The following is a 21,310-nucleotide window of genomic DNA, read 5'->3' on the forward strand; positions in this document are numbered from 1 at the left end:
CAAAAGTTGCGATATACTCGCGCGGCGTAACGACGAACGACGTTTGCGCCTGCGATCAGCGCCCCATAAGCGCCCTGGCGTTGGGCAAATAGGTGCGGCCTATCCGGATGCGTTCTTCATCCTCCATCACCGCATGCCACACGCCCATACCGTCATGGCTGAGCCGCGCAATCCGCTCGCGGCGGACGATCGTCGAACGGTGAAGCCGGATGAAGGCAGCGGGATCGAGCCGTCGCTCGAGTTCGGTTATCGTCTGATGCAGCAGGAAGCTGCGCTGGCCGACATGAAGGCGCATATAGTCGCGCTCGGCCTCGATCCGGTCGATGTCCTGCGCGGCGATCCGGATCATCTCGGAACGGTGCGGCACCCAGAATTCCTGCGCATGGTCCCCCGTTTTCTCCTCGGGCGGTGCCTTGCGCCTCTCGATCACACGCGCGACGGCACGCGACAGGCGTTCGGACGATACGGGCTTCAAGACGTAGTCGGTCGCCGACAGATCGAAGGCCGTGACGGCATATTGATCGAAGGCGGTGCAGAAGACGATGGCGGGCTTCTTGTCGAGTTTGTCGATCGCGCGTGCCACGCCGATGCCATCCAGGCCGGGCATTGCGATGTCGAGCAGCACCATTTCGGGCTCGAGTGCCTCGATAAGGCGAAGCGCGGCCTCGCCATCCTGCGCGGTGCCGACCAGGTCGATCAGCGGCTCGCGCGCGCACAGAATCTGAAGGCGCTCGATCGCGAGAGGTTCGTCGTCGACGACGAGGGTACGGACGGGTGATTCATCGGCCATCCCGGATCAGTGGCATGAAAATCGTCACGCCGAAACCACCGTTGGGCAGCGGGCCGTGGCGGCACGACGCCTCGTCGCCGAAGCGTGCGCGCAACCGATCGATAACGTTGCGCAGACCGACGCCGGTACCTTTCGACGCGCCATTGTCGTCGATGGGCTCGCCATCATCCTCCACGCTCAGCACCAGGCCTTCGGAATCCTCGCGCGCAACGATCTTGACGTTCACGGGTCGCTTCGATCGCGAAACGCCATATTTGATCGCGTTTTCGACCAGCGGCTGCAGGATCAGGCACGGCACGCAGGCATTCTTCAGCGTCTCGGGCACCTGGATGTCGACCGACAGTCGCTCGGGGAAGCGCACCGCTTCGATATCCAGATAGAGGCGCTGCAGCCTGATCTCCTCGGCCAGCGTGACATCCTCCTTCGGATCGGCGGTCAGGCTGGTACGGAAGAAGGTCGACAGGTTGAGGATCATCTTCTCGGCCTCGTCGGGCTTGTCCTTGAGGACAAGGGTCGAGAGCGAGTTGAGCGTGTTGAACAGGAAGTGCGGATTGACCTGATAACGCAGCGCCTTGAGCTCGGCATCGCGCGCGGCGGCACGATATCGCGCGGATTCACGCTCGGCGATCCGCACGGCGGCGGCATAGGACAGCGCCAGGAACAGCGCGCCCCAGGCCGCAAAGAAGAAATAGCCGTTCATCGCCTGATCGGCGATCGCGCTCAGCGGGGAGTGCTTATAGTCGTCCTCTTCCTTGTCCTGCTTGTCACTGGACGGCATCGGGCCGACCTGAATCGTCGCCGTGTCGGGGCTGAGCGTCGGTATCCGGACGGTCACCATCGGCACCGGAGCCGGCATAGGCACCGATTTCGCGACAGGCGCGCCCGGCGTGGCGGTCGCCTTCGGGGTCGTGGGCACAATATGCGGTGCTGCGGCAACCTCCGCGACGGTTGTCGGGGCAGGTGGAGCAACCGGAGCGGCCGGTGCAACCTTGGTGGGTGAGGGTGGGGCAGGGGGTGCAGGCAGGCCGGCAAGCATCTGATCGAGATCGATATTGATGCCGTGCTTACGGGCCATTTCTACGGCTTCGCGCGCCTGCTGGATGCCCTGTTGGTAGTTTTCGAATTCCTCCCGCGCCTGACGTGCGGCCTCGCGACGCGCCTCCAGCGCCTCCTGTCGTGCTTCGCGCGCAGCCTGCGCGGCTTCCCTGCGCGCTTCGGACGCCGCGCGCCTCGCTTCGGTCCGGGCTTCGGCGGCGCTGCGCTTCGCCTCGCTCTCGGCTTCGTCTGCGGCACGCTTGGCTTCGTCGCGCGCCCTGCGCTCCTGCTGGCGGCTTTCGCGACGCGCGGCATCGGCGGCACGGCGGGCTTCCTTTGCCTCGCGTAGCGCCTCCGCCTTCGCCTCAAGGGCTTCCCGGCGGGCGTCGCTCGCGGCGCGGGCCTGCTCCGCTGCCTGGGCGACGGCCACGCGCGCGGCGGCGATAGCGGCTTCCGTCTGTTTTCGCACCGCTTCGCTCACGCGGCTGTCGATGACGATCTTGCCTTCGCCCACCGCCTTGGCCTTCTCGGCCTCGATCTGCTTGTCCATCTGATGGAATGCCGCCCAGTTCATCGACGAATAGGCGATCGCCGCGGGGATGGAGAGCAGGGCGACCGCGGTCACGTTGGTGCGCAGCGGGCGATTGCCCAGCGGGCGCAGCGCCAGATAGACGAAGAAGGTCGCCAGCATCGACCCGATCGTGACCAGCAGGCGCGCGGCCATCATCTCGATCTGGTGCCCGTAATCGAGCATCACCCAGCGCAGCGTGGCGATCGCGAAGTAGAGAGTCCAGAAACCCAGTATCGAAAGCAAGGCGACGCGCGGGCTAACGAGGGCTCCGCGTGGACCGGTCGTGTCAGATGTCATCGCCATTCTATATCAAATGCCGATCGAATATGCGCGCTTTCGTCATGACGCTGGTCGAACGACGGGCGGTGTTCATCGAAAGTTCAGTTTGGCACGTTCGCCGGAACACCCGTCAGTTTCTGCGCGTTGACAGTTACCGATGGTGGAGAAGACCGATGACGACCGATTCAATGGAAGACATCAAGCGAACGACACCGCACATCCGCACGGCGCACGACGCCAGCGACAACAAGAAACTGGCATCCGACCCGAAGAATGAGGACGCCAAACTCGACGTCGCACTCGACGAGAGCTTTCCGACTTCGGATGCGCCGTCGAATACGCAGCCGGGCAAGGGTTCGGACCCCGCGCCGTCTTCAGGATATGACGAAGATGCCGAAAAGGCGCGGATGGCGGCAAAGGAGTGATCGCTCCGCTATGTCGATCTGAAAGTTTGGGCCGTCGCATCCGTGCGGCGGCCCGAAACTTATCCCCAGATTTCATTGATTTGAAAAATTGCCGTGTTGCAACGCAACAAAATCCATGCTCGGATCATTAACGGAAGGCTTCGGTGGGCTTAAGCGCCTCTTAAGCATAGTAGGCGCAGAGTTACGGCCAGACTTCCTGAAAGGGGTGTTGGCATGGCGAGTTCGAGACCTGCAGACGGCGCGATGACGCTGGCGGAAATGAAAGAGTTCGCCAGTTTCCCGGCCGCTACACAACGCTACATCCGTCGTTCTCTGGACGTCGGCCTCGGTCGTGAGGACGCGCTGACCCGCTGGTCGCGCGATGTGGTCGAAAGCGCGAGCATCGTTGCCCAGGCGCGCATCTACGTACGCCTCGATCACATCCGCGACATGGTGCCCGACGATAGCGGGCTGGAGGCGATCGAGCCTTTCATGGCCCCGCTGATCACCATTTCGGCCTTCGATCTGGGGCAGGACCGGCTGAGCAGTTTTGGCGCCTACCGCTTTCTCTACGAACGGCTGATCGGGGCCAATGTCCGCCCCTGGCTGCCTGCGGCGTTTTGCGCGGCGGCGGCTTTGCCGCACCTCCACCCGGAAAAGCGCAGGCTTCTGCTCCAGTCGATCAGCGAGGCAGCAGCTACGGCACCGGGCTGGTCGAACCGCGAACCGGCCTTCTATCCGGAATGGGTCGACAAGGTGGAAGCCCGCCTCCCCAACTGAATCGTTACGCGGGCGGCTTGATTTAAATCTCCGTCCGTGGAACCGGGTGCCTCTCCGCGCGTATGGCTTCGGTTCGGGGAGATTTGCATTGGCCGTCATCAGGCTGAAGACCCATCGCGTGTTGAAGCCTTGGGGACGGCATGATCTCGCCCCGCTCTTTCCCGATCAGCCGCAGGACGAGGATGCCGTCGGCGAAATCTGGTATGAGGAAAGCGAGGGTGCACCTCCGCGCGATCTCCTCATCAAATATCTGTTCACCAGCGAGAAGCTGTCGATCCAGGTACATCCCGACGACGAATCGGCGCAGGCGCGCGGGTTTGCGCGCGGCAAGGACGAGGCATGGGTTGTCCTTGCCGCCGAAGATCATTCCACCATCGGCCTGGGGCTGACGAAGGCCGTCAGCGCTGACGCTCTGCGCGCTGCCGCACTCGACGGGTCGATCGAAGAGTTGGTCGACTGGAAGCCGGTCAAGGCGGGTGACGTGATCTATTCGCCTGCCCGCACCGTTCATGCGATCGGCGCGGGGCTGCGGGTGATGGAGATCCAGCAGAATCTCGATCTGACCTATCGGCTCTATGATTACGGCCGCCCACGCGAACTCCACCTCGACGACGGCATCGCGGTGTCCGATCCCAGGCCGTTCGCGGGCAATCCTGCGCCGCGCGTCTTGCCGGGAGGTCGCGAAATTCTCGCGCAAGGCGGGAAGTTCGTGCTTGAGCGCTGGACGGCGGCGGGCGATCTGCTTCTCCAGCCGGACCCGGTGCCTTTATGGATCATGCCGGTGCGCGGGGCGATCGATCTGGAAGGGCAGCCCTTTGCGATCGGTGAGGTTGCGATCGTCGAAGATATGGCACGGCTGACGATTGCTCCGGACAGCCTCGTTTTCGCAGCCTATCCTGGGGGCGACGTGATCGACGGACTGGTTGGAGTTGCATTTTCTGCAGTTGAATAATCGGCAACAGCAATCGGCCACCGTTGATTTTGACATCGATGTTCGCTCAAGGAGCGCGGATGGGTATTGAGAATCGGATGGTACAGCCATTCACCACCAAGGAAATTCGGCGTGTGCGTGGCGGTGCGGTGGCTATAGCCGCACTGATCATGCTCTCGGGCTGCGGCAAGAAGGAGCAGCCGGCTCCGCCCCCGACACCTGTCACGGTGATGACCGTCCAGGCCGGTGACGTGCCGCTGGTGATCGAACTGCCCGCGCGTATCCAGGCGCGCCGTACGTCCGAGGTTCGCGCCCGCGTCGACGGCATCGTCCAGCGACGCCTGTACGAAGAGGGTACCGACGTCCGCCCCGGCACGCCTTTGTTCCAGATCGATCCCGCGCAGAACCGCGCCGCTTATAACAATGCGCTCGCCCAGCTGCGTCGCGCCCAGGCCGCAGCGACCAATGCGGGGCAGGTGTCCAACCGCTATCAGCCGCTCGTCAAGGAGCAGGCGATCAGCAAGCAGGAATATGATGCTGCCATCGCCGCGCTGCGCCAATCCGAAGCGGATGTCGCCTCGGCGCAGGCGACCGTCGATCGTGCCAAGCTCGATCTCGATTATACCACCGTCACCGCGCCGATCGCGGGCCGCGCAGGCCGCGCTCAGGTCACCGAGGGCGCGCTCGTTTCGGCCAGTCAGGCGACGCTGATGGCGACGATCGAGCAGGTTAATCCGATTTACGTCAACTTCTCGCAATCGAGCAGCGACGTGCTGCAGATCCGGCAGATGATCGCGAGTGGCCAGATCAGCGGCCTGAATGTCGGGCGCATCCATGTGAAGCTGCTGCTTGAAGATGGCACGGCTTATGGCCCCGAAGGCACGATCGATTTCCTCGATACCGCGGTGGATGAATCGACGGGCACCGTTTCGCTGCGTGCCGAGATCGCGAATGCCCAGGGCCTGCTGCTGCCCGGTCAGTTCGTGCGCGCACGATTGAGTGGCGGCGTGCGCAAGGGGGGCATCATGGTTCCCGCGCGTGCGGTTCAGGTCAGCCCGTCGGGCGCCACCGTGATGCTCGTCGACGCGACAGGCAAGGCGGAAACCCGCCCGGTGAAGGTCGGCGCGCTTCAAGGCGGCAACTGGATCATCGAAAGCGGATTGAAGCCGGGCGACAAGCTTATCGTCGAGGGATTGCAGAAGATACGGCCGGGTGCGCCGGTGAAGGCGACGCCGATGAAGCAACCGGCAGCGAAGCCCGCTCCGAAGCCGGCGCAGAAGTAGCACCGGCATGTTGTCCAGATTCTTCATCGATCGCCCGGTTTTCGCCTGGGTGATCGCGCTCGGCATCCTGCTTTCGGGTATCATGGCGCTCCGCGCGCTGCCGATCGAACAATATCCGACCGTCGCGCCGCCATCGGTCACCGTATCGGTCACCTATCCGGGCGCTGACGCCAAGACGCTGGAAACCAACGTCACCCAGCCGATCGAGCAGGAACTCAACGGCGTTCCCGGCTTCCTCTACATGTCGTCGACCAGCCTTTCGAACGGCACCGCGTCGATCCAGGTGACGTTCAAGGCGGGCACCGACATCGATATCGCGCAGGTCGAGCTGCAGAACCGGCTGCGCCGCGTCGAGCAGCGCCTGCCCGAAGAAGTCCGGCGACAGGGCATTCTGGTCAACAAGGTGTCGGGCAGCTTCCTCGGCATCATCGCGCTGACGTCTAAGAGTGGAAACACCACGCCGCTCGAACTCGGCAACGTCGCCAATACCCAGGTCATCGACGAGATCCGTCGTCTGCCGGGCGTCGCCGACGTGCGTTTGTTCGGCGCGCAATATGCGATGCGCATCTGGCTCGATCCCGATAAGCTCGCGTCGTACAAACTGTCGCCGTCTGACGCGCTGACAGCGGTGCAGGAGCAGAACAGCCAGACGGCGGGCGGCCAAGTCGGCGATCAGCCGCTGGCGAACAACGCCGAACTCAACGCCACGATCATCACGCAGAACCGCTTCACATCCGATGAGCAGTTCAAGGACATCATCCTGCGCGCCAATCCGGACGGGTCGACGATCCGCCTGCGCGACGTCGCGCGGATCGAACTGGGCGCGTCGAGCTACGTCACCGGCAACGAACTGAACGAAAAGCCGATGGTCGGCCTGGGTATCGAGCCATCCCCCGACGCCAACTCACTGGAAACGGTACGCGCAATCAACGAACGGATGAAGGAGCTCGAGGCAGGGCTTCCGGCGGACGTCCAGTGGAGCGTGCCGTTCGACATCACGCCGTTCATCAACGCGTCGATCCACGAGGTGGTTGTCACCTTGATCGAAGCGATGATCCTCGTCTTTTTGGTGATGTATCTGTTCCTGCAGAACTGGCGCGCCACGCTGATCCCGACGCTGGTCGTGCCGATCGCGCTGGCGGGCGCGTGCCTGGGCCTGTGGGTCGCCGGTTTCTCGATCAATGTGCTCAGCCTGTTCGGCATGGTGCTGGCGATCGGCATTCTGGTCGACGACGCGATCGTGGTGATCGAGAATGTCGAGCGCATCATGGCCGAGGAACATCTCGGCCCACGCGAAGCGACGATCAAGGCGATGGGCCAGATCACGGGCGCGATCATCGGCATCACACTCGTGCTGATGGCGGTGTTTGTGCCGATGGCGTTCTTCCCGGGATCGACCGGGGGCATCTATCGCCAGTTTTCGGTGACGTTGATCGTTTCGATCGCCTTCTCGGCATTGCTCGCGTTGTCCCTCACGCCGGCCTTGTGCGCGACGATGCTCAAGCCGCATGTCGAAGGGCAGACGCGCAGCAGCCGCATGCTTCCCGTCATGGATCGCTTCTTCGCCTGGTTTGAACGCTTCTTCGGCCGCGCGACGAAGCGCTATGTCGGCGGCGTCGGCAAGATTCTGGCCGCGCCTGTGCGCTGGCTCGCGGTGTTCGTCCTGCTCGTTGCGCTGACGGCCTTCCTGTACCTGCGCGTGCCTGGAGGCTTCCTGCCGTCGGAAGATCAGGGTTACGTGATCTCGATCGTACAAGGCCCCCCGGGTGCCACGATCGAGCGCACCAACGAAGCCACCACCCAGATGCAGCAGTTCTTCAAAGCGCAGCCGCAGGTCGAACGGCGCGTGATGCTGCGCGGCTTCAGCTTCTTCGGGCAGGGCCAAAGCGCGGCGATGATGTTCAGCTCGCTTCACCCCTGGGATGAGCGAAAGGGCACGGAGAACAGCGCCGATACGCTCGTCGGCAAGGCGATGGGTGCGCTGATGCAGGTCAAGGAGGCGATGATCTTCACGATCAATCCGCCCCCGATCTCGCAGCTTGGCAACGCATCGGGCTTCAGCTTCCGTCTCGAGGACCGCGGCGGCATGGGGCAGGAGGCGCTGACCCAGGCGCGCAACCAGCTGCTCGGCATGGCCGCGCAAAGCTCGGTGCTCACGGGCGTCCGCCCCGAGGGCATGGAACCCGCGCCGCAGCTCCATGTCGACATCGATCGCGTGAAGGCGCGCGCGCTCGGGTTGTCGATCACCGATGTGAACGCCACCCTCGCGATCACGTTCGGCTCGGGTTACGCGAACGACTTCACGCACAATGGCCGTGTCCAGCAGGTGCTGCTGATGGCGGATGCCGCCTATCGCATGACGCCGGCCGACGTGCTCAACCTGCGCGTGCGCAACGACAAGGGCGAGATGGTGCCATTCGGTGCGTTCACCACCGCCGAATGGACGTCGGGCCCGCCGCAGCTCCAGCGCTATAATGGCTATGGATCGGCAACGATCTCGGGAACCCCGGCCGCCGGCCATTCGACCGGCGAGGCGATGGACGAGATGGAACGTCTGGCCGGGCAGCTGCCGCAGGGCTTCTCCTACGAATGGACCGGCATCTCGTATGAAGAGCGTGAGTCGGCGGGGCAGGTGCCATTGCTTCTGTCGCTGTCGCTGCTGGCCGTGTTCCTGCTGCTGGCCGCGCTCTACGAAAGCTGGGCGGTGCCGGTCGCGGTGCTGCTTGTCGTCCCGCTCGGCGTGCTCGGCGCGGTGATGCTCACCTCGTTGCGGGGACTTTCGGCGGACGTCTATTTCCAAGTGGGCCTGATCACGATTATCGGCCTTTCCGCCAAGAATGCGATCCTCATCGTCGAGTTCGCGATCGAGGAAGAGGCGACGGGCAAGTCGATCCTCGACGCCACCTTGTCGGCGGTCCGCCTGCGCCTGCGCCCGATCATTATGACCAGCATGGCCTTCATTCTGGGTATGTTGCCGTTGTTCATCGCGACGGGGGCGGGTGCTGCCAGCCGCCGCGCGGTCGGCACCGGGGTGATGGGCGGTATGGTCGCCGCGACCATCTTCGGCATCTTCTTCGTGCCGCTCTTCTACCTCGCAATCCGCCGTTGGGTCAGTCGCAAGGATCCGACGTCGGTGGCCGCGCATCCCGAGGATGTCGATCCGAAACCGGCGGGCGAGGGGGGCTCGCACCATGCGTAAGCTCGTCACGCTCCTGGTCGCCACGGCGCTCGGCGGCTGTTCGCTGTCGCCGCCGCATCGCGTGCCGCAACTGCCGACGCCGACGGTCTATCCGCCCGATTATTCGGCGGACCAGCCGGGGCGCGCCGCGGTGGATATCGGCTGGCAGGATTTCTTCGCCGATCCGCGTCTGCAGAAGCTGATTGCGCTTGCGCTCGAAAATAATCGCGACCTGCGGACCGCCGTCGCGCGGATCGATCAGGCGCGCGGCCAGTATCAGGTGCAGGGCGCCGATCGCTTCCCGACTCTCGAAGGTACCGGCAGCTACACCAAGAGCCGTACGCCGACTGCGACTTTCGGCGGCGGCAATTTCGGCACCGGCGGTGCGACTGGCTTCACGCAGGAAATCTATCGCGTCGGTATCGGCGTCACCTCGTTCGAACTCGATTTCTGGGGCCGTGTCCGTAATCTGACCGAGGCCGCGCGCGCGAACTATCTGTCGACCGTCGCGGCCGAGCGCGCCTTCCGGCTGTCGCTGATCCGCGACGTCGCGATCAACTATCTCAAGGCGCGCGAACTCGCCGAGCGGATCGTGATCGCCGAAGGAACGGTCAAGAGCCGCCAGGAAGGCTTGGGGATCGCCAAGAAGCGCCTCGATGCAGGCGTCACCTCCGCACTCGACTATCGCCAGAGCGAGACTTTGCTCACGCAGGCCGAGACCGAACTCGCCAACCTGAAGCTTCAGCGCGCACAGACCCGTAACTTCACCTATGTTCTGGTCGGCACCGCCGCACCCGACGATCTGCCCGAAGCGCGGCCGATGGAAAATCAGGGCATCATCCGTGATATCGGCGCAGGCCTGCCCTCCGATCTGCTCGCCAATCGCCCCGACATCATCTCGGCCGAAGAGAGCCTGCGCGCGGCCGAGGCGAATATCGGCGTGGCGCGCGCCGCCTTCTTCCCGTCGATCACGCTGACGGGCAACTATGGCTGGGCATCGCCCGAGCTCGACGGGCTGGTAGGCAAGGACAATCGCAGCTGGAGCTTCGGTCCGTCGATCAACCTGCCGATCTTCGACTGGGGGCGCCGCACCGGTAACCTCAAGGTGTCGAAGGCGCAGAGCGAGATCGCACTCGCGGCCTATGAGAAGGCGATCCAGAGCGCATTCCGCGAAGTGGCCGACGGCATTGCCGGGCGTCGCTTCCTGGCCGAGCAGATCGCCGCGCAGCAACGCGCGCTCGACGCGCAGCGCAACCTGGCCCACCTCGCGCGGCTGCGTTACCAGAATGGCGTGGCCCAATATATCGAGGTGCTCGACGCCGAACGTAACCTGTTCGACGCCGAACAGGCGATGATCAGCCTGCGCTCGTCCGAGCTTCAGAACCTGATCAGCCTTTACGTCGCGTTGGGTGGCGGCCTGGGCCGGCCCGAGCCGCTGCGGAAGCCCTAGCGCTGCTCCCACGGCGCGACGGGTGACAGCAGCCCGCGCAGATAGTCGATGAAAGCGCGCGTCGCGGCGGTCGATCCCTCCACGCGCGGCCGCACCGCATAGATGCCGACATCGGATGCCGTCGACAGTCCAGGCAGAATCTGCCGGAGCGCGCCGCTCGCCAGTTCTGCGTGCACATCCCACAAGGATCGCAGCGCGATCCCCATGCCCGCCAGCGCCAGTTCGCGCACCACCTCGCTCGAATTGGTGATGACATGCGAAGGTCCGTTGACGATCCCTTCGGCCAACCGCCACGGCAGCTGGCCTTCCGCTGCGAGGATGCGGTGCGCGTCGAGATCGCCGAGCGTCTTCGGCTCGCCCCGTGCGGCAAGATAGGCGGGAGCCGCGCATAGAACACGCGTACTGCCCGCCAGCCGGTCGGCCGCCGCATCCGGCGCAGCGGTGATCCGGATCGCGAGGTCGAAGCGTGTCGCCGCAAGGTCGACATAGGCGTCGGAAAGGTCGAGCGTGATCGCCACGTCGGGGTGGAGATCGAGAAAACCTTTCAGCGCCGGCGCGACGTAGAGCCGTCCGAATGATGTCGGCGCGCTGATCCGCAGCGGTCCGGACGCGATGCGCGCAGGCTGCTTGGCGCGTGTCTCGGCATTTTGCCACGCATCCAGCACCACAATCATGTCGCGATAATAGGCCTCGCCGATGTGGGTGAGTTCGAAGCGTCGCGTCGTGCGATGCGCCAGCGCGACGCCCAGCCGTGTCTCAAGCCGTGACAGCCGCCGCGACACCAACGGCGCCGAAATGCCCAGCGCACGCGCGGCGGCGGCCAGGCTCCCGGCCTTCACCACCTCAACGAAAACCTCCGCGTCGGGATCTATCATTCAGTACCCTGTTGCACGACTGACTTGCCTCTTTTGTGTCTAGTGCATCGATAGGGCTTTCGGTAGCCATCTTGCGCAGAGGAGATGCGACGATGATCGACAAGAACGGGCTCAAGGTTTCCGACGTGCTGGTGCGCTTCATCGAGGAGCAGGCGCTGCCCGGTACCGGCGTCGATCTCGCCGCTTTCTGGAAGGGCGCCGCCGATCTCTTCGCGACGCTCGCGCCGCAAAATCGCGCGCTCCTCGCCAAGCGCGACGATATCCAGGCGAAGATCGATGCGTGGCACACCGCGCGCAAGGGAACGCCGATCGATCAGGCGGAGTATCAAGCCTTCCTGCGCGACATCGGCTATCTGGTGCCCGAACCTGCGCCGTTCTCGGTGACCACGACCAATGTCGACCCCGAACTCGCGACGATGGCCGGCCCGCAGCTCGTCGTTCCCGTCCTCAACGATCGCTTCGTCCTCAACGCCGCCAATGCGCGCTGGGGCAGCCTCTACGACGCCTATTACGGGACCGATGCGCTGCCCGGCGCGGCGAAGCCCGGCGGCTATGATGCGGAGCGGGGCGCGCAGGTGATCGCCGCCGCCCGTGCCTTCCTCGACGATGCGGTGCCGCTCGCCAGCGGGTCGTGGAGCAACTGGACCGGCGGCCTGCCCGATCTCAAGGCGGGCGACGTCGTCGGCTATCGCGGCACCAAGGATGCGCCTTCGGCGATCCTGATCCGGCACAACGGTCTGCACATCGAACTCGTGATCGATCGCGCGCATCCGATCGGCAAGACCGATCCTGCCGGCCTCGCCGATGTCATCCTCGAAGCCGCGCTGACCACGATCGTCGATCTCGAGGATTCGGTCGCCGCCGTGGATGCGGAGGACAAGGTCGCGGCCTACACCAACTGGCTCGGTCTGATGAAGGGCGATCTGGAAGCGCGCTTCGACAAGGGCGGCAAGACGATGACCCGCGCGCTCGATCCCGATCGCGAATGGACCGCGCCCGACGGCACCGCCTTCACGTTGCCCGGCCGCAGCGTCATGCTCGTTCGCAATGTCGGCCATTTGATGACGACCCCGGCCGTCCTGCTCGCGGACGGCAGCGAGGCGCCCGAGGGCATCCTCGACGGCATCGTCACCAGCCTGATCGCGATCCACGATCTGAAGAAGGCCGGCCGCTTCACCAACAGCCGCGCCGGTTCGGTCTATATCGTGAAGCCCAAGATGCACGGGCCGGAGGAAACCGCCTTCGCAAATCGCCTGTTCGACGCGGTCGAGGATCTGCTCGGCCTCGCGCGCCACACCGTGAAGATCGGCGTGATGGACGAGGAGCGCCGCACCTCGGCAAATCTCGCCGCCTGTATCGAGGCGGTGAAGGGCCGCGTCATCTTCATCAACACCGGCTTCCTCGATCGCACGGGCGACGAGATGCACACATCGATGCAGGCCGGCCCGATGATCCCGAAGGCCGAGATGAAGACGAGCGCCTGGATCCAGTCCTATGAGGCACGCAACGTCGCGATCGGCCTGGCCTGCGGCCTCAGCGGCAAGGCGCAGATCGGCAAGGGCATGTGGGCGATGCCCGATCGCATGGCCGACATGCTCGATCAGAAGATCGGCCACCCGAAAACCGGCGCCAACACCGCCTGGGTTCCGTCGCCGACCGCCGCGATCCTGCACGCGACTCACTATCACAAGCTCGACGTGTTCGCGCGGCAGGCGGAGGTCGCCGCCGAGGCGACGCCTGCGCTCGACAAGCTCCTGACCGTCCCGCTCGCCGAACCCGGCCGCAACTGGACCGCCGAGGAGGTGTCGCGCGAACTCGATAACAATGCCCAGGGCATCCTCGGCTATGTCGTGCGCTGGATCGATGCCGGAGTCGGCTGTTCGAAGGTGCCCGACATCAACGATGTCGGCCTGATGGAAGACCGCGCGACCTTGCGTATCTCGTCGCAGCATATGGCCAACTGGCTGCTTCACGGTGTCTGTACCGCCGAACAGGTCGATGCCGCGCTCCAGCGCATGGCGGTGAAGGTCGACGCACAGAATGCAGGCGATGCGGATTATGAGCCGCTGGCCCCCGGCTATGACGGCATCGCGTACAAGGCCGCCCGCGCGCTGGTGTTCGAAGGCGTCGAACAGCCCAATGGCTATACCGAGCCGCTGCTCCACAAGTTCCGCCAGTTGAAGAAGGCGGAACACGCGTAAAAAATCCTCCCCGGGACGGGGAGGGGGACCAGCGAAGCTGGTGGAGGGGGGCAGAGATTAGGCGCAGCGTCTGCGACCAACCCCCTCCGTCGCCTTCGGCGCCACCTCCCCGTATCGGGAGGACTAAGAGGTTCGAGCCCCCATCAGCAGGCGGTTCACGAAGTCGAGCTTCGCAGTGATCGCCTCGCTGATATGAAACGGATAGAGGTCCGCCTGCCCCATCGATCGATTGATCGCATTCTCCGCAAAGGCGAACGGACGCCATTCGTTGACCAGCGTCTGCGTGTCGGCGGTATAGGGATCGAAGTCGATCGACGGCTCCCAGTCTTCACCGGGCCAGTTGGTCAGGCGCATCCCGAATCCGCCTATCGTCGCCAGTGCATCCTTGATGTGCAGCAGGTGTGCGAAGGTTTCCGCGAAATCCTCCCACGGATGCATCGTCGCATAGGCACTGACATAATCGGTGGTCCAACCACCACCCTCCGATCCGTAATGCTTCTCGCGTGCCTCGTCATAGCTCATCGTGTCGTCGCCGAAGAGCGCGCGGCATTCGGCCAGCTTCTCCGGGTCACCCTCGATCAGGCGCGCCCAGTAATAATGGCCGATCTCATGCCGGAAATGGCCGAGCAGGGTGCGATAGGGCTCGCCCAGGCTGTTGCGCATCGCCTCGCGCTTCGCGTCGTCGGCTTCCATGACGTTGAGCGTGATCAGGCCGGCTTCGTGCCCTGTCGTGATCTGGACGTTTCCGCTCTCTTCGCCGATCGGATCGTACAGAAAGGCGAAGGCGAGGCCGAAGCTGCCGTTTTCGGTGGCCTCGTTCATCGTCTCGCACGGTAGGCGCAGTGCGATGATCTCCTGAATCAGCCGCCGCTTCGCCGCTTCGATCTTGCCCCAGCGTTCGGGCACCTGCGGGCCGGACAGATCGGGGATCGTGCTGTTGTATCGGCAGGCGCGGCAAAAGGGCGTGCTGTCGGTCGTCGACACCAGCCAGTTGCAGATTTCGTAGGCATTGTTGTTCGCGCAAACGACCACGTCATGCGCCTCGGCTTGCGCGTCGCGCCACGTCGTCGCGCCGTCGCCCAGGAACAGGAAAGTGTTGGCTGCGGGATCATAACCCAGTGTGAAGGCGCATGCGGGGCACACCCGCGCTTCGAAATGGAGGAGTCGTGAGCAGTTCGGGCACTGATAGGGCGCCATAAATGGTCAACTCGCTTGTGGTCAGGAGATTTCGGACGCAGAACGCCGCGTGAGGTGCGCGGTTGCGACCGCGCACCACCATTTTTTCACTTGCGCTATGGCAAGCCGATGCACATCTGATCTGTTGCATAATTGCAACAGGGTGCGTTCACGGGATGACGACGGACACGATGGCTGATCTCTATTCGAAGCTGGGCATCAAGCGCGGGGCGGACGAGGCCGAGATCAAGAAGGCCTATCGCAAGCTCGCCAAGGAGCTTCACCCCGATCGCAACAAGGACAATCCCAAGGCGACCGAGAAATTCGCCGAGGTGACGCAGGCCTATGACCTGTTGTCCGATCGCGACAAACGCGCGCAATATGATCGTGGCGAGATTGACGAGCAGGGCAATCCGCGCGGTCCGTTCGGCTTTGGCGGGCGCGGCGGCGGCGGCGGTTTCCATCCGGGCGGTGGCCCGGGCGGCGCGGGCGGATTCGACTTCAGCGATGGCGGCGCCGATTTCGGCGATATCTTCGAAGGCATTTTCGGTCGCTCGCGCGGGGCTGGCGGCGCGGGCCCACGCCCGGGCGGCTTCGGCGGATTTTCGACGCAGGGTGGGGGGCGGCCGATCCGCGGCGCGGATGTGTCCTATCGCCTCGCCGTGCCCTTCGAGGATGCGGCCGCGCTCAACGCACAGCGCGTGACGCTGTCGAGTGGCAAGACGATCGACGTCAAGCTTCCCAATGGCGTCGAGACCGGCACGCAGATGCGGCTGGGCGGGCAGGGCGATCCCGGTCCTGCAGGCAATGGCGATGCGATCGTCACGGTCGACATCCGCCCGCATCGCTTCTTCAAGCGCGATGAGGACGATGTCCGCCTCGATCTGCCCGTCGGCATCGACGAAGCGGTGCTGGGTGCGAAGGTGAAGGTGCCGACGGTCGACGGTGCGGTGATGTTGTCGATCCCGCCCAACACCAGCTCGGGCAAGACGCTGCGCCTCAAGGGCAAGGGCTTCCATCGCAAGGATGGTTCGCGCGGGGACCAACTCGTCACGGTGATGATCGACGTGCCCGCCGACGATGCGGAGCTGAAAGCGTTCGTCGAAGGCTGGGCCGCGAAGGAAGGCCGCAACCCGAGGGCTAATCTCGGCGTTTGAGGCGCAGGCTGACAGGGACGGACGCTTGCTGAACGAAACACCGGAAGCGCGCAGCAAGCGCCCGCTCGAACGACATCTCGCGGAAATGCGGCCCGGCGGTCGTATTTATGCAGTGTTCAAGCGCGCTGCGGTCGGCGTGTATATCGAAGGCTTCATCCACGCGGGCAACATCGCCTATCTGGCGATCCTGACGATGTTTCCCTTCTTCATCGTCATGACCGCGCTGGCCCAGCTCTTCGGGCGCCAGCCCGACGTGCAGCAGGCGCTCCACGGCTTTCTCGCCACCCTGCCGCGTTCGGTGTCCGAACTGGTGTCGCAACCGATCATGGAGGTGCTCAAGGCGTCCGATGCGGGCGGTGCGGTGCTGTGGCTGGGCTGTATCGTCGGGCTGTGGACGGTGGGCAGCTTCGTCGAAACGATCCGCGACATCCTCTATCGCGCCTACGGCGTGAAGCCGAGCCGCAGCTTCCTGCAATATCGTGCGGGTTCGATCGCGATCATCATCGTGTCGGTGATCCTGGCCATGGCGGCGTTCAGCGCGCAGCTGATCCTGACCGGCGTCGAACAGTTCGTCTGGCGCATCCTGCCCTTTTCGGATCGGCTCCAGCCGCTGATCAGCCTGTCGCGCATCGCCCCGCTCGGCATGCTGATCGTGGCGCTTTACGGCCTGTTCGTGTCGCTCACGCCATCCAAATATCGCATGTCGGCCAGCCCCAAATGGCCCGGCGCCTTGTTCACGGCTGTCTGGTGGATCGCGGTGACGCTGCTGTTACCGGTGTTCCTCGGCATGATGGGCGGCTATGGGCGAACCTATGGCAGTCTCGCGGGGGTTATCGTGACGCTGCTGTTCTTCTGGCTGGTGGGCCTGGGCCTTGTTTTCGGTGCTCACCTGAACGCGGCTCTAGCCGAAGGGACCGATCCTTCGGTAAAGGGACCGCCAGGGACCGAATAAGGGAGGAAACGTGTCCGGCCTGATGCAGGGAAAACGCGGGCTCATCATGGGGCTCGCCAACGATAAGTCACTCGCCTGGGGTATTGCCAAGGCGCTGCGGGAGCACGGCGCCGAACTGGCCTTTTCCTATCAGGGTGACGCGATCCTGAAGCGCGTGAAGCCGCTGGCCGAACAGCTCGGCTCCGACACGCTGATCGATTGCGACGTCGCCGACATGGCGGCACTCGACGTTGCGTTCGATGAGCTGAAGGCGAAATGGCCGACGATCGATTTCGTCGTTCACGCGATCGGCTTTTCGGACAAGAGCCAGCTGCGCGGGAAGTTTTACGACACCACGCTCGACAATTTCCTGATGACGATGAACATCTCGGCCTATTCGCTGGTCGCGGTGGCGCAGCGCGCGCGGGCGATGATGCCGAACGGCGGGTCGATCCTGACGTTGACCTATTACGGCGCCGAAAAGGTGATCCCGCACTATAACGTGATGGGCGTCGCCAAGGCTGCGCTGGAGACGAGCGTGAAGTATCTCGCGGTCGATCTCGGCCCGGAAAACATCCGCATCAATGCGATCTCGGCCGGCCCGATCCAGACGCTCGCCGCGCGCGGCATCGGCGACTTCAACTACATCCTCAAGTGGAACGAGCTGAACGCACCCCTGCGCCGGACCGTGACGATCGAGGATGTCGGCGGCGCGGGACTCTACATGCTGTCCGATCTGTCGTCGGGCGTGACCGGTGAGATCCACCATGTCGATGCCGGCTACAACGTCATCGGCATGAAAGCCGAGGACGCCCCGGATATCGCCTTGGCGTGAGCGACACGATCGAGATCCGCCCTGCGCGCGGTGAGGATGTCGCCGCGATCGACGGGTTGTTCCTGCGCACCTTTCCGGCGCCCGAGGAGGCGCGGCTGGTGCGGGATCTGTGCATCGACGGCGATATGGTGCTGATGCTCGTGGCGACCGAGGAGTACGGGACCGTCGTCGGATCGGTCGCGTTCAGCCGGATGGCCGTCGAGGTCAACGCCAAGTCGGTTCCCTCGGTCGCGCTGGCGCCCGTGGCGGTGGAGCGCGACTATCGCCGGCAGGGGATCGCCGAGGCGCTGATCCAGGCGGGGCTCGAACGGCTGGAGCAGGAGGGGGTCGTCCTCTGTTTCGTGCTGGGCGAGCCGGACTATTACGGTCGTTTCGGCTTCGCGGCGGATGTGGCTTCGGGCTTCGAAAGCCCCTATGCGGGCGACTATTTCATGGCGACGCCGCTGCAGGGCGGCCTGATCCCCTGCGGTGTGCGGGGGCGGGCCGATCATGCTGGGGCCTTCGCGCGACTGGGACAAGCAGAGTGAGCTTCAACAGCTTCGGCCGGGTTTTCCGTTTCACGACCTGGGGCGAATCCCACGGGCCGGCGATCGGCGCGGTCGTCGACGGCTGTCCTCCGGGCCTCGAACTGGCCGAAGCCGATATCCAGCCCTGGCTCGACAAGCGCCGCCCGGGTACCTCGCGCTTCACCACGCAGCGGCAGGAGCCCGATCAGGTCCGCATCCTCTCCGGTGTGTTCGAAGGGCGCACCACCGGCACACCGATCAGCCTGATGATCGAGAATGTCGACCAGCGATCGAAGGATTATTCCGAAGTCGCGCTCGCCTATCGCCCCGGCCATGCCGATTACGCCTATGACGCCAAATATGGCTTTCGCGACTATCGCGGCGGCGGGCGTTCCTCGGCGCGCGAGACGGCGTCTCGGGTCGCGGCGGCTGCGGTCGCGCGTCTGGCGATCCCCGAAATCCGCATCCGCGCCTATCTGGTCGAACTGGGCGGCGACGCGATCGATCGTGCGGGTTTCGACGATGCGGCGATCGACGAAAACCCTTTCTTCTGCCCCGACCGTGCAGCAGCGACGCGCTGGGAGGCGATCGTCGACGATGCGCGCAAAGCCGGATCGTCGGTCGGTGCGGTCGTCGAATGCGTCGCGGAGGGCGTGCCCGCCGGCTGGGGCGCGCCGCTTTACGCCAAGCTCGACAGCGAACTGGCGGCGGCGATGATGAGCATCAATGCGGTGAAGGGCGTCGAGATCGGCGACGGCTTCGCGGCTGCGCGCCTGACCGGCGAAACCAACGCCGATCCGATGCGGCCTCGCCAAGAATCAGAGGGCAATGACGGCAAGCCCGTATTCCTCGCCAACCATGCGGGCGGCATCGCGGGCGGCATCGCGACCGGTCAGCCGATCGTGCTGCGCGTCGCGCTCAAACCCACCTCATCGATCCTCACCCATGTCGAGACGATCGACCGTGAAGGTAACGCTGCCGAGATCCGCACGAAGGGCCGCCACGACCCCTGCGTCGGCATCCGCGCCGCGCCCGTTGTCGAGGCGATGATGGCGCTGGTGCTGGCCGACCAGAAGCTGCTGCACCGCGCACAGATCGGCTGATGACAGCAGACCGGATCGCCCGCCGCATCGCCGTTCACGGCAAGGTGCAAGGCGTCTGTTTCCGCGCCTGGACGATCGAGCAGGCCACCGCAATCGGCGGCATCGACGGCTGGGTCCGCAACCGCATGGACGGCAGCGTCGAGGCGCTCGCGGCGGGACCAACCGACAAGGTCGAGGCGCTGATCGCGAAGCTGCACGAGGGCTCGCCCGCCTCGCGGGTCGATCGGGTCGAGGTCGAGGATACGCCGGGCATTGTGGGGCCGGGGTTCGTCCAGAAGCCTACCGTATAACCTTCATCCCGGCGGAGGCCGGAATCTCAGGAGGCTCTTGCGGCGAGCTGCCGCTATAAATCTCGTCATTGCGAGAAGCCGAAGGCGACGAAGCAATCCACTCCGCAGTTCGGAATGGATTGCTTCGCTTCGCTCGCAATGACGAATTAGGCGCGTATCAATCCGCGAACGGATCGCGGACCAGGATCGTGTCCTCGCGCTCGGGGCTGGTCGACACCAGCGCCACCGGGCACTGGATCAGCTCCTCGACACGGCGGATATATTTTATCGCCTGTGCCGGAAGCTCGGCCCAGCTGCGCGCGCCGAAGGTCGATTCGCTCCAGCCTTCGATCGTCTCGTAGATCGGCTCCACCTTCGCCTGATCCTGCGGGTGCGGGGGCAGATAATCGTAGGTCTGGTCGCCGATGCGATAGCCGGTGCAGATCTTGATCTCGTCGAACCCGTCGAGCACGTCGAGCTTGGTCAGCGCCACGCCGGTGATGCCCGAAACCGCGGCCGACTGGCGCACGAGCACCGCGTCGAACCAGCCGCAGCGGCGCTTGCGGCCGGTGACGGTGCCGAACTCATGGCCCCGCTCGCCCAGCCGCTGGCCGGTCTCGTCCTCCAGCTCGGACGGGAAGGGGCCGGAGCCGACGCGCGTCGTGTACGCTTTCACGATCCCCAGCACGAAGCCGGCGGCCGACGGGCCGAGGCCCGACCCGCTCGATGCGGTGCCTGCGATGGTGTTGGAGGAGGTGACGAACGGATAGGTGCCGTGATCGACGTCGAGCAGCACGCCCTGCGCGCCTTCGAACAGGATGCGGCGGCCGCGCTTGCGCGCTTCGTTGAGCGTCAGCCAGACGGGTTTGGCATAAGGCAGGATCACGTCGGCGATCTCGGCCAGTTCGGCCTTCAGCGCGTCGCGATCGACCGGTGGTTCGCCGAAGCCCGCACGCAGCGCATCGTGGTGCGCGCACAGCCGGTCGAGCTGCATGTCGAGATCGTCGAGGTGGGCGAGGTCGCAGATGCGGATCGCGCGGCGGCCGACCTTGTCCTCGTAAGCCGGGCCGATGCCGCGGCGGGTCGTGCCGATCTTGCCCGCGCCCGACGCATCTTCGCGCAATCCGTCTAGATCGCGGTGGATCGGCAGGATCAGCGGGCATGTCTCGGCGATGTGGAGGTTGTCGGGGTTGATCTCGACGCCCTGGGCCTTGAGCTTGGCGACCTCGTCGCGGAAGTGCCACGGATCGAACACCACGCCGTTGCCGATGACGCTCAGCGTGCCCCGCACGATGCCTGACGGCAGCAGGCTCAGCTTGTAGGTCTTGCCCGACACGACGAGCGTGTGGCCGGCATTGTGCCCGCCCTGGAACCGCACGACGACATCGGCGCGTTCGGCCAGCCAGTCGACGATCTTGCCCTTGCCCTCATCGCCCCACTGGGCGCCGATCACGGTAACATTGGCCATTGGTCAGTCCTGTTCAAACCCACACCGTTCGTGTCGAGCGACTTCGAGACACGTTGGCCGGGCGCTTGTGAACGTGTCTCGACGTCGC

The 21,310-nt window shown here is 64.7% G+C and carries 18 protein-coding genes; 13 read left to right on the forward strand and 5 right to left on the reverse strand.

Annotation, left to right across the window (positions count from 1 at the left end):
• Window positions 1–55: 55 nt before the first annotated feature.
• Window positions 56–790 carry a LytR/AlgR family response regulator transcription factor gene (locus FYJ91_RS17750; protein ID WP_149523650.1) on the reverse strand — a complete coding sequence of 245 codons (735 nt, stop codon included), beginning with the start codon at window positions 788–790 and terminating at the stop codon, window positions 56–58.
• Window positions 780–2,693 carry a sensor histidine kinase gene (locus FYJ91_RS21060; RefSeq protein ID WP_342788029.1) on the reverse strand — a complete coding sequence of 638 codons (1,914 nt, stop codon included), beginning with the start codon at window positions 2,691–2,693 and terminating at the stop codon, window positions 780–782. The genes FYJ91_RS17750 and FYJ91_RS21060 overlap by 11 nt, the downstream gene beginning before the upstream one ends.
• Before the next feature lie 44 nt (window positions 2,694–2,737).
• Between FYJ91_RS21060 and FYJ91_RS17760 the strand changes: the two genes are divergently transcribed.
• The 6 genes from FYJ91_RS17760 to FYJ91_RS17785 all read left to right on the forward strand — a co-directional run bounded on the left by FYJ91_RS17760 (window position 2,738) and on the right by FYJ91_RS17785 (window position 10,701).
• Entirely contained in the window at window positions 2,738–3,100 is a 363-nt protein-coding gene (locus FYJ91_RS17760; RefSeq protein WP_246152708.1) for a hypothetical protein, read from the forward strand.
• Between the two features lie 213 nt (window positions 3,101–3,313).
• A complete protein-coding gene (locus tag FYJ91_RS17765; protein WP_149523651.1) occupies window positions 3,314–3,859 on the forward strand; it encodes a hypothetical protein in 546 nt (181 codons plus the stop codon).
• Window positions 3,860–3,947: 88 nt separating this feature from the next.
• Window positions 3,948–4,811, forward strand: a complete 864-nt coding sequence (locus FYJ91_RS17770; RefSeq protein ID WP_149523652.1) for a class I mannose-6-phosphate isomerase — start codon at window positions 3,948–3,950, stop codon at window positions 4,809–4,811.
• Between the two features lie 59 nt (window positions 4,812–4,870).
• Window positions 4,871–6,073, forward strand: a complete 1,203-nt coding sequence (locus FYJ91_RS17775; RefSeq protein WP_246152709.1) for an efflux RND transporter periplasmic adaptor subunit — start codon at window positions 4,871–4,873, stop codon at window positions 6,071–6,073.
• A gap of 7 nt (window positions 6,074–6,080) precedes the next feature.
• A complete protein-coding gene (locus tag FYJ91_RS17780; protein ID WP_281290628.1) occupies window positions 6,081–9,272 on the forward strand; it encodes a multidrug efflux RND transporter permease subunit in 3,192 nt (1,063 codons plus the stop codon).
• The gene (locus tag FYJ91_RS17785) at window positions 9,265–10,701 is read left to right on the forward strand and encodes an efflux transporter outer membrane subunit (RefSeq protein WP_149523654.1); all 1,437 of its coding nucleotides are present in this window, start codon (window positions 9,265–9,267) and stop codon (window positions 10,699–10,701) included. Before FYJ91_RS17780 ends, FYJ91_RS17785 begins: the two co-directional genes overlap by 8 nt.
• Here the strand turns inward: FYJ91_RS17785 and FYJ91_RS17790 are convergent.
• The gene (locus FYJ91_RS17790) at window positions 10,698–11,576 is read right to left on the reverse strand and encodes a LysR family transcriptional regulator (RefSeq protein ID WP_181008567.1); all 879 of its coding nucleotides are present in this window, start codon (window positions 11,574–11,576) and stop codon (window positions 10,698–10,700) included. The genes FYJ91_RS17785 and FYJ91_RS17790 overlap by 4 nt on opposite strands.
• Before the next feature lie 92 nt (window positions 11,577–11,668).
• On the opposite strand from FYJ91_RS17790, the gene FYJ91_RS17795 reads away from it, so the two are divergent.
• A complete protein-coding gene (locus FYJ91_RS17795) occupies window positions 11,669–13,777 on the forward strand; it encodes a malate synthase G (protein WP_149523655.1) in 2,109 nt (702 codons plus the stop codon).
• 123 nt (window positions 13,778–13,900) lie between these two features.
• Here the strand turns inward: FYJ91_RS17795 and FYJ91_RS17800 are convergent, their stop codons facing one another.
• Entirely contained in the window at window positions 13,901–14,974 is a 1,074-nt protein-coding gene (locus FYJ91_RS17800) for a zinc-binding metallopeptidase family protein (RefSeq protein WP_149523656.1), read from the reverse strand.
• A 170-nt stretch (window positions 14,975–15,144) separates the two neighbouring features.
• Here FYJ91_RS17800 and FYJ91_RS17805 point away from each other — a divergent pair, with 170 nt between their 5' ends.
• The 6 genes from FYJ91_RS17805 to FYJ91_RS17830 are packed head-to-tail and all read left to right on the forward strand — an operon-like array spanning window position 15,145 to window position 19,775.
• Complete coding sequence (locus FYJ91_RS17805; RefSeq protein ID WP_181008577.1) at window positions 15,145–16,110, forward strand: DnaJ C-terminal domain-containing protein; 966 nt, start codon at window positions 15,145–15,147, stop codon at window positions 16,108–16,110.
• A gap of 25 nt (window positions 16,111–16,135) precedes the next feature.
• On the forward strand, window positions 16,136–17,062 hold the full coding sequence (locus tag FYJ91_RS17810) for a YihY/virulence factor BrkB family protein (RefSeq protein ID WP_246152710.1): 927 nt from the start codon (window positions 16,136–16,138) through the stop codon (window positions 17,060–17,062).
• 10 nt (window positions 17,063–17,072) lie between these two features.
• A complete protein-coding gene (gene fabI / locus FYJ91_RS17815; protein ID WP_281290629.1) occupies window positions 17,073–17,876 on the forward strand; it encodes an enoyl-ACP reductase FabI in 804 nt (267 codons plus the stop codon).
• Window positions 17,873–18,403, forward strand: a complete 531-nt coding sequence (locus tag FYJ91_RS17820) for a GNAT family N-acetyltransferase (RefSeq protein ID WP_149523658.1) — start codon at window positions 17,873–17,875, stop codon at window positions 18,401–18,403. Before fabI ends, FYJ91_RS17820 begins: the two co-directional genes overlap by 4 nt.
• Window positions 18,400–19,485 (forward strand): chorismate synthase, encoded by a 1,086-nt coding sequence (aroC, locus tag FYJ91_RS17825; RefSeq protein WP_149523659.1) that lies wholly within the window; start codon window positions 18,400–18,402, stop codon window positions 19,483–19,485. The genes FYJ91_RS17820 and aroC overlap by 4 nt, the downstream gene beginning before the upstream one ends.
• Entirely contained in the window at window positions 19,485–19,775 is a 291-nt protein-coding gene (locus tag FYJ91_RS17830; RefSeq protein ID WP_149523660.1) for an acylphosphatase, read from the forward strand. Before aroC ends, FYJ91_RS17830 begins: the two co-directional genes overlap by 1 nt.
• Window positions 19,776–19,932: 157 nt before the next feature.
• Here the strand turns inward: FYJ91_RS17830 and FYJ91_RS17835 are convergent, their stop codons facing one another.
• Entirely contained in the window at window positions 19,933–21,222 is a 1,290-nt protein-coding gene (locus FYJ91_RS17835; protein WP_149523661.1) for an adenylosuccinate synthase, read from the reverse strand.
• Between the last annotated feature and the right edge of the window lie 88 nt (window positions 21,223–21,310).

This window comes from Sphingomonas montanisoli, assembly GCF_008274695.1.
Lineage (GTDB): Bacteria > Pseudomonadota > Alphaproteobacteria > Sphingomonadales > Sphingomonadaceae > Rhizorhabdus > Rhizorhabdus montanisoli.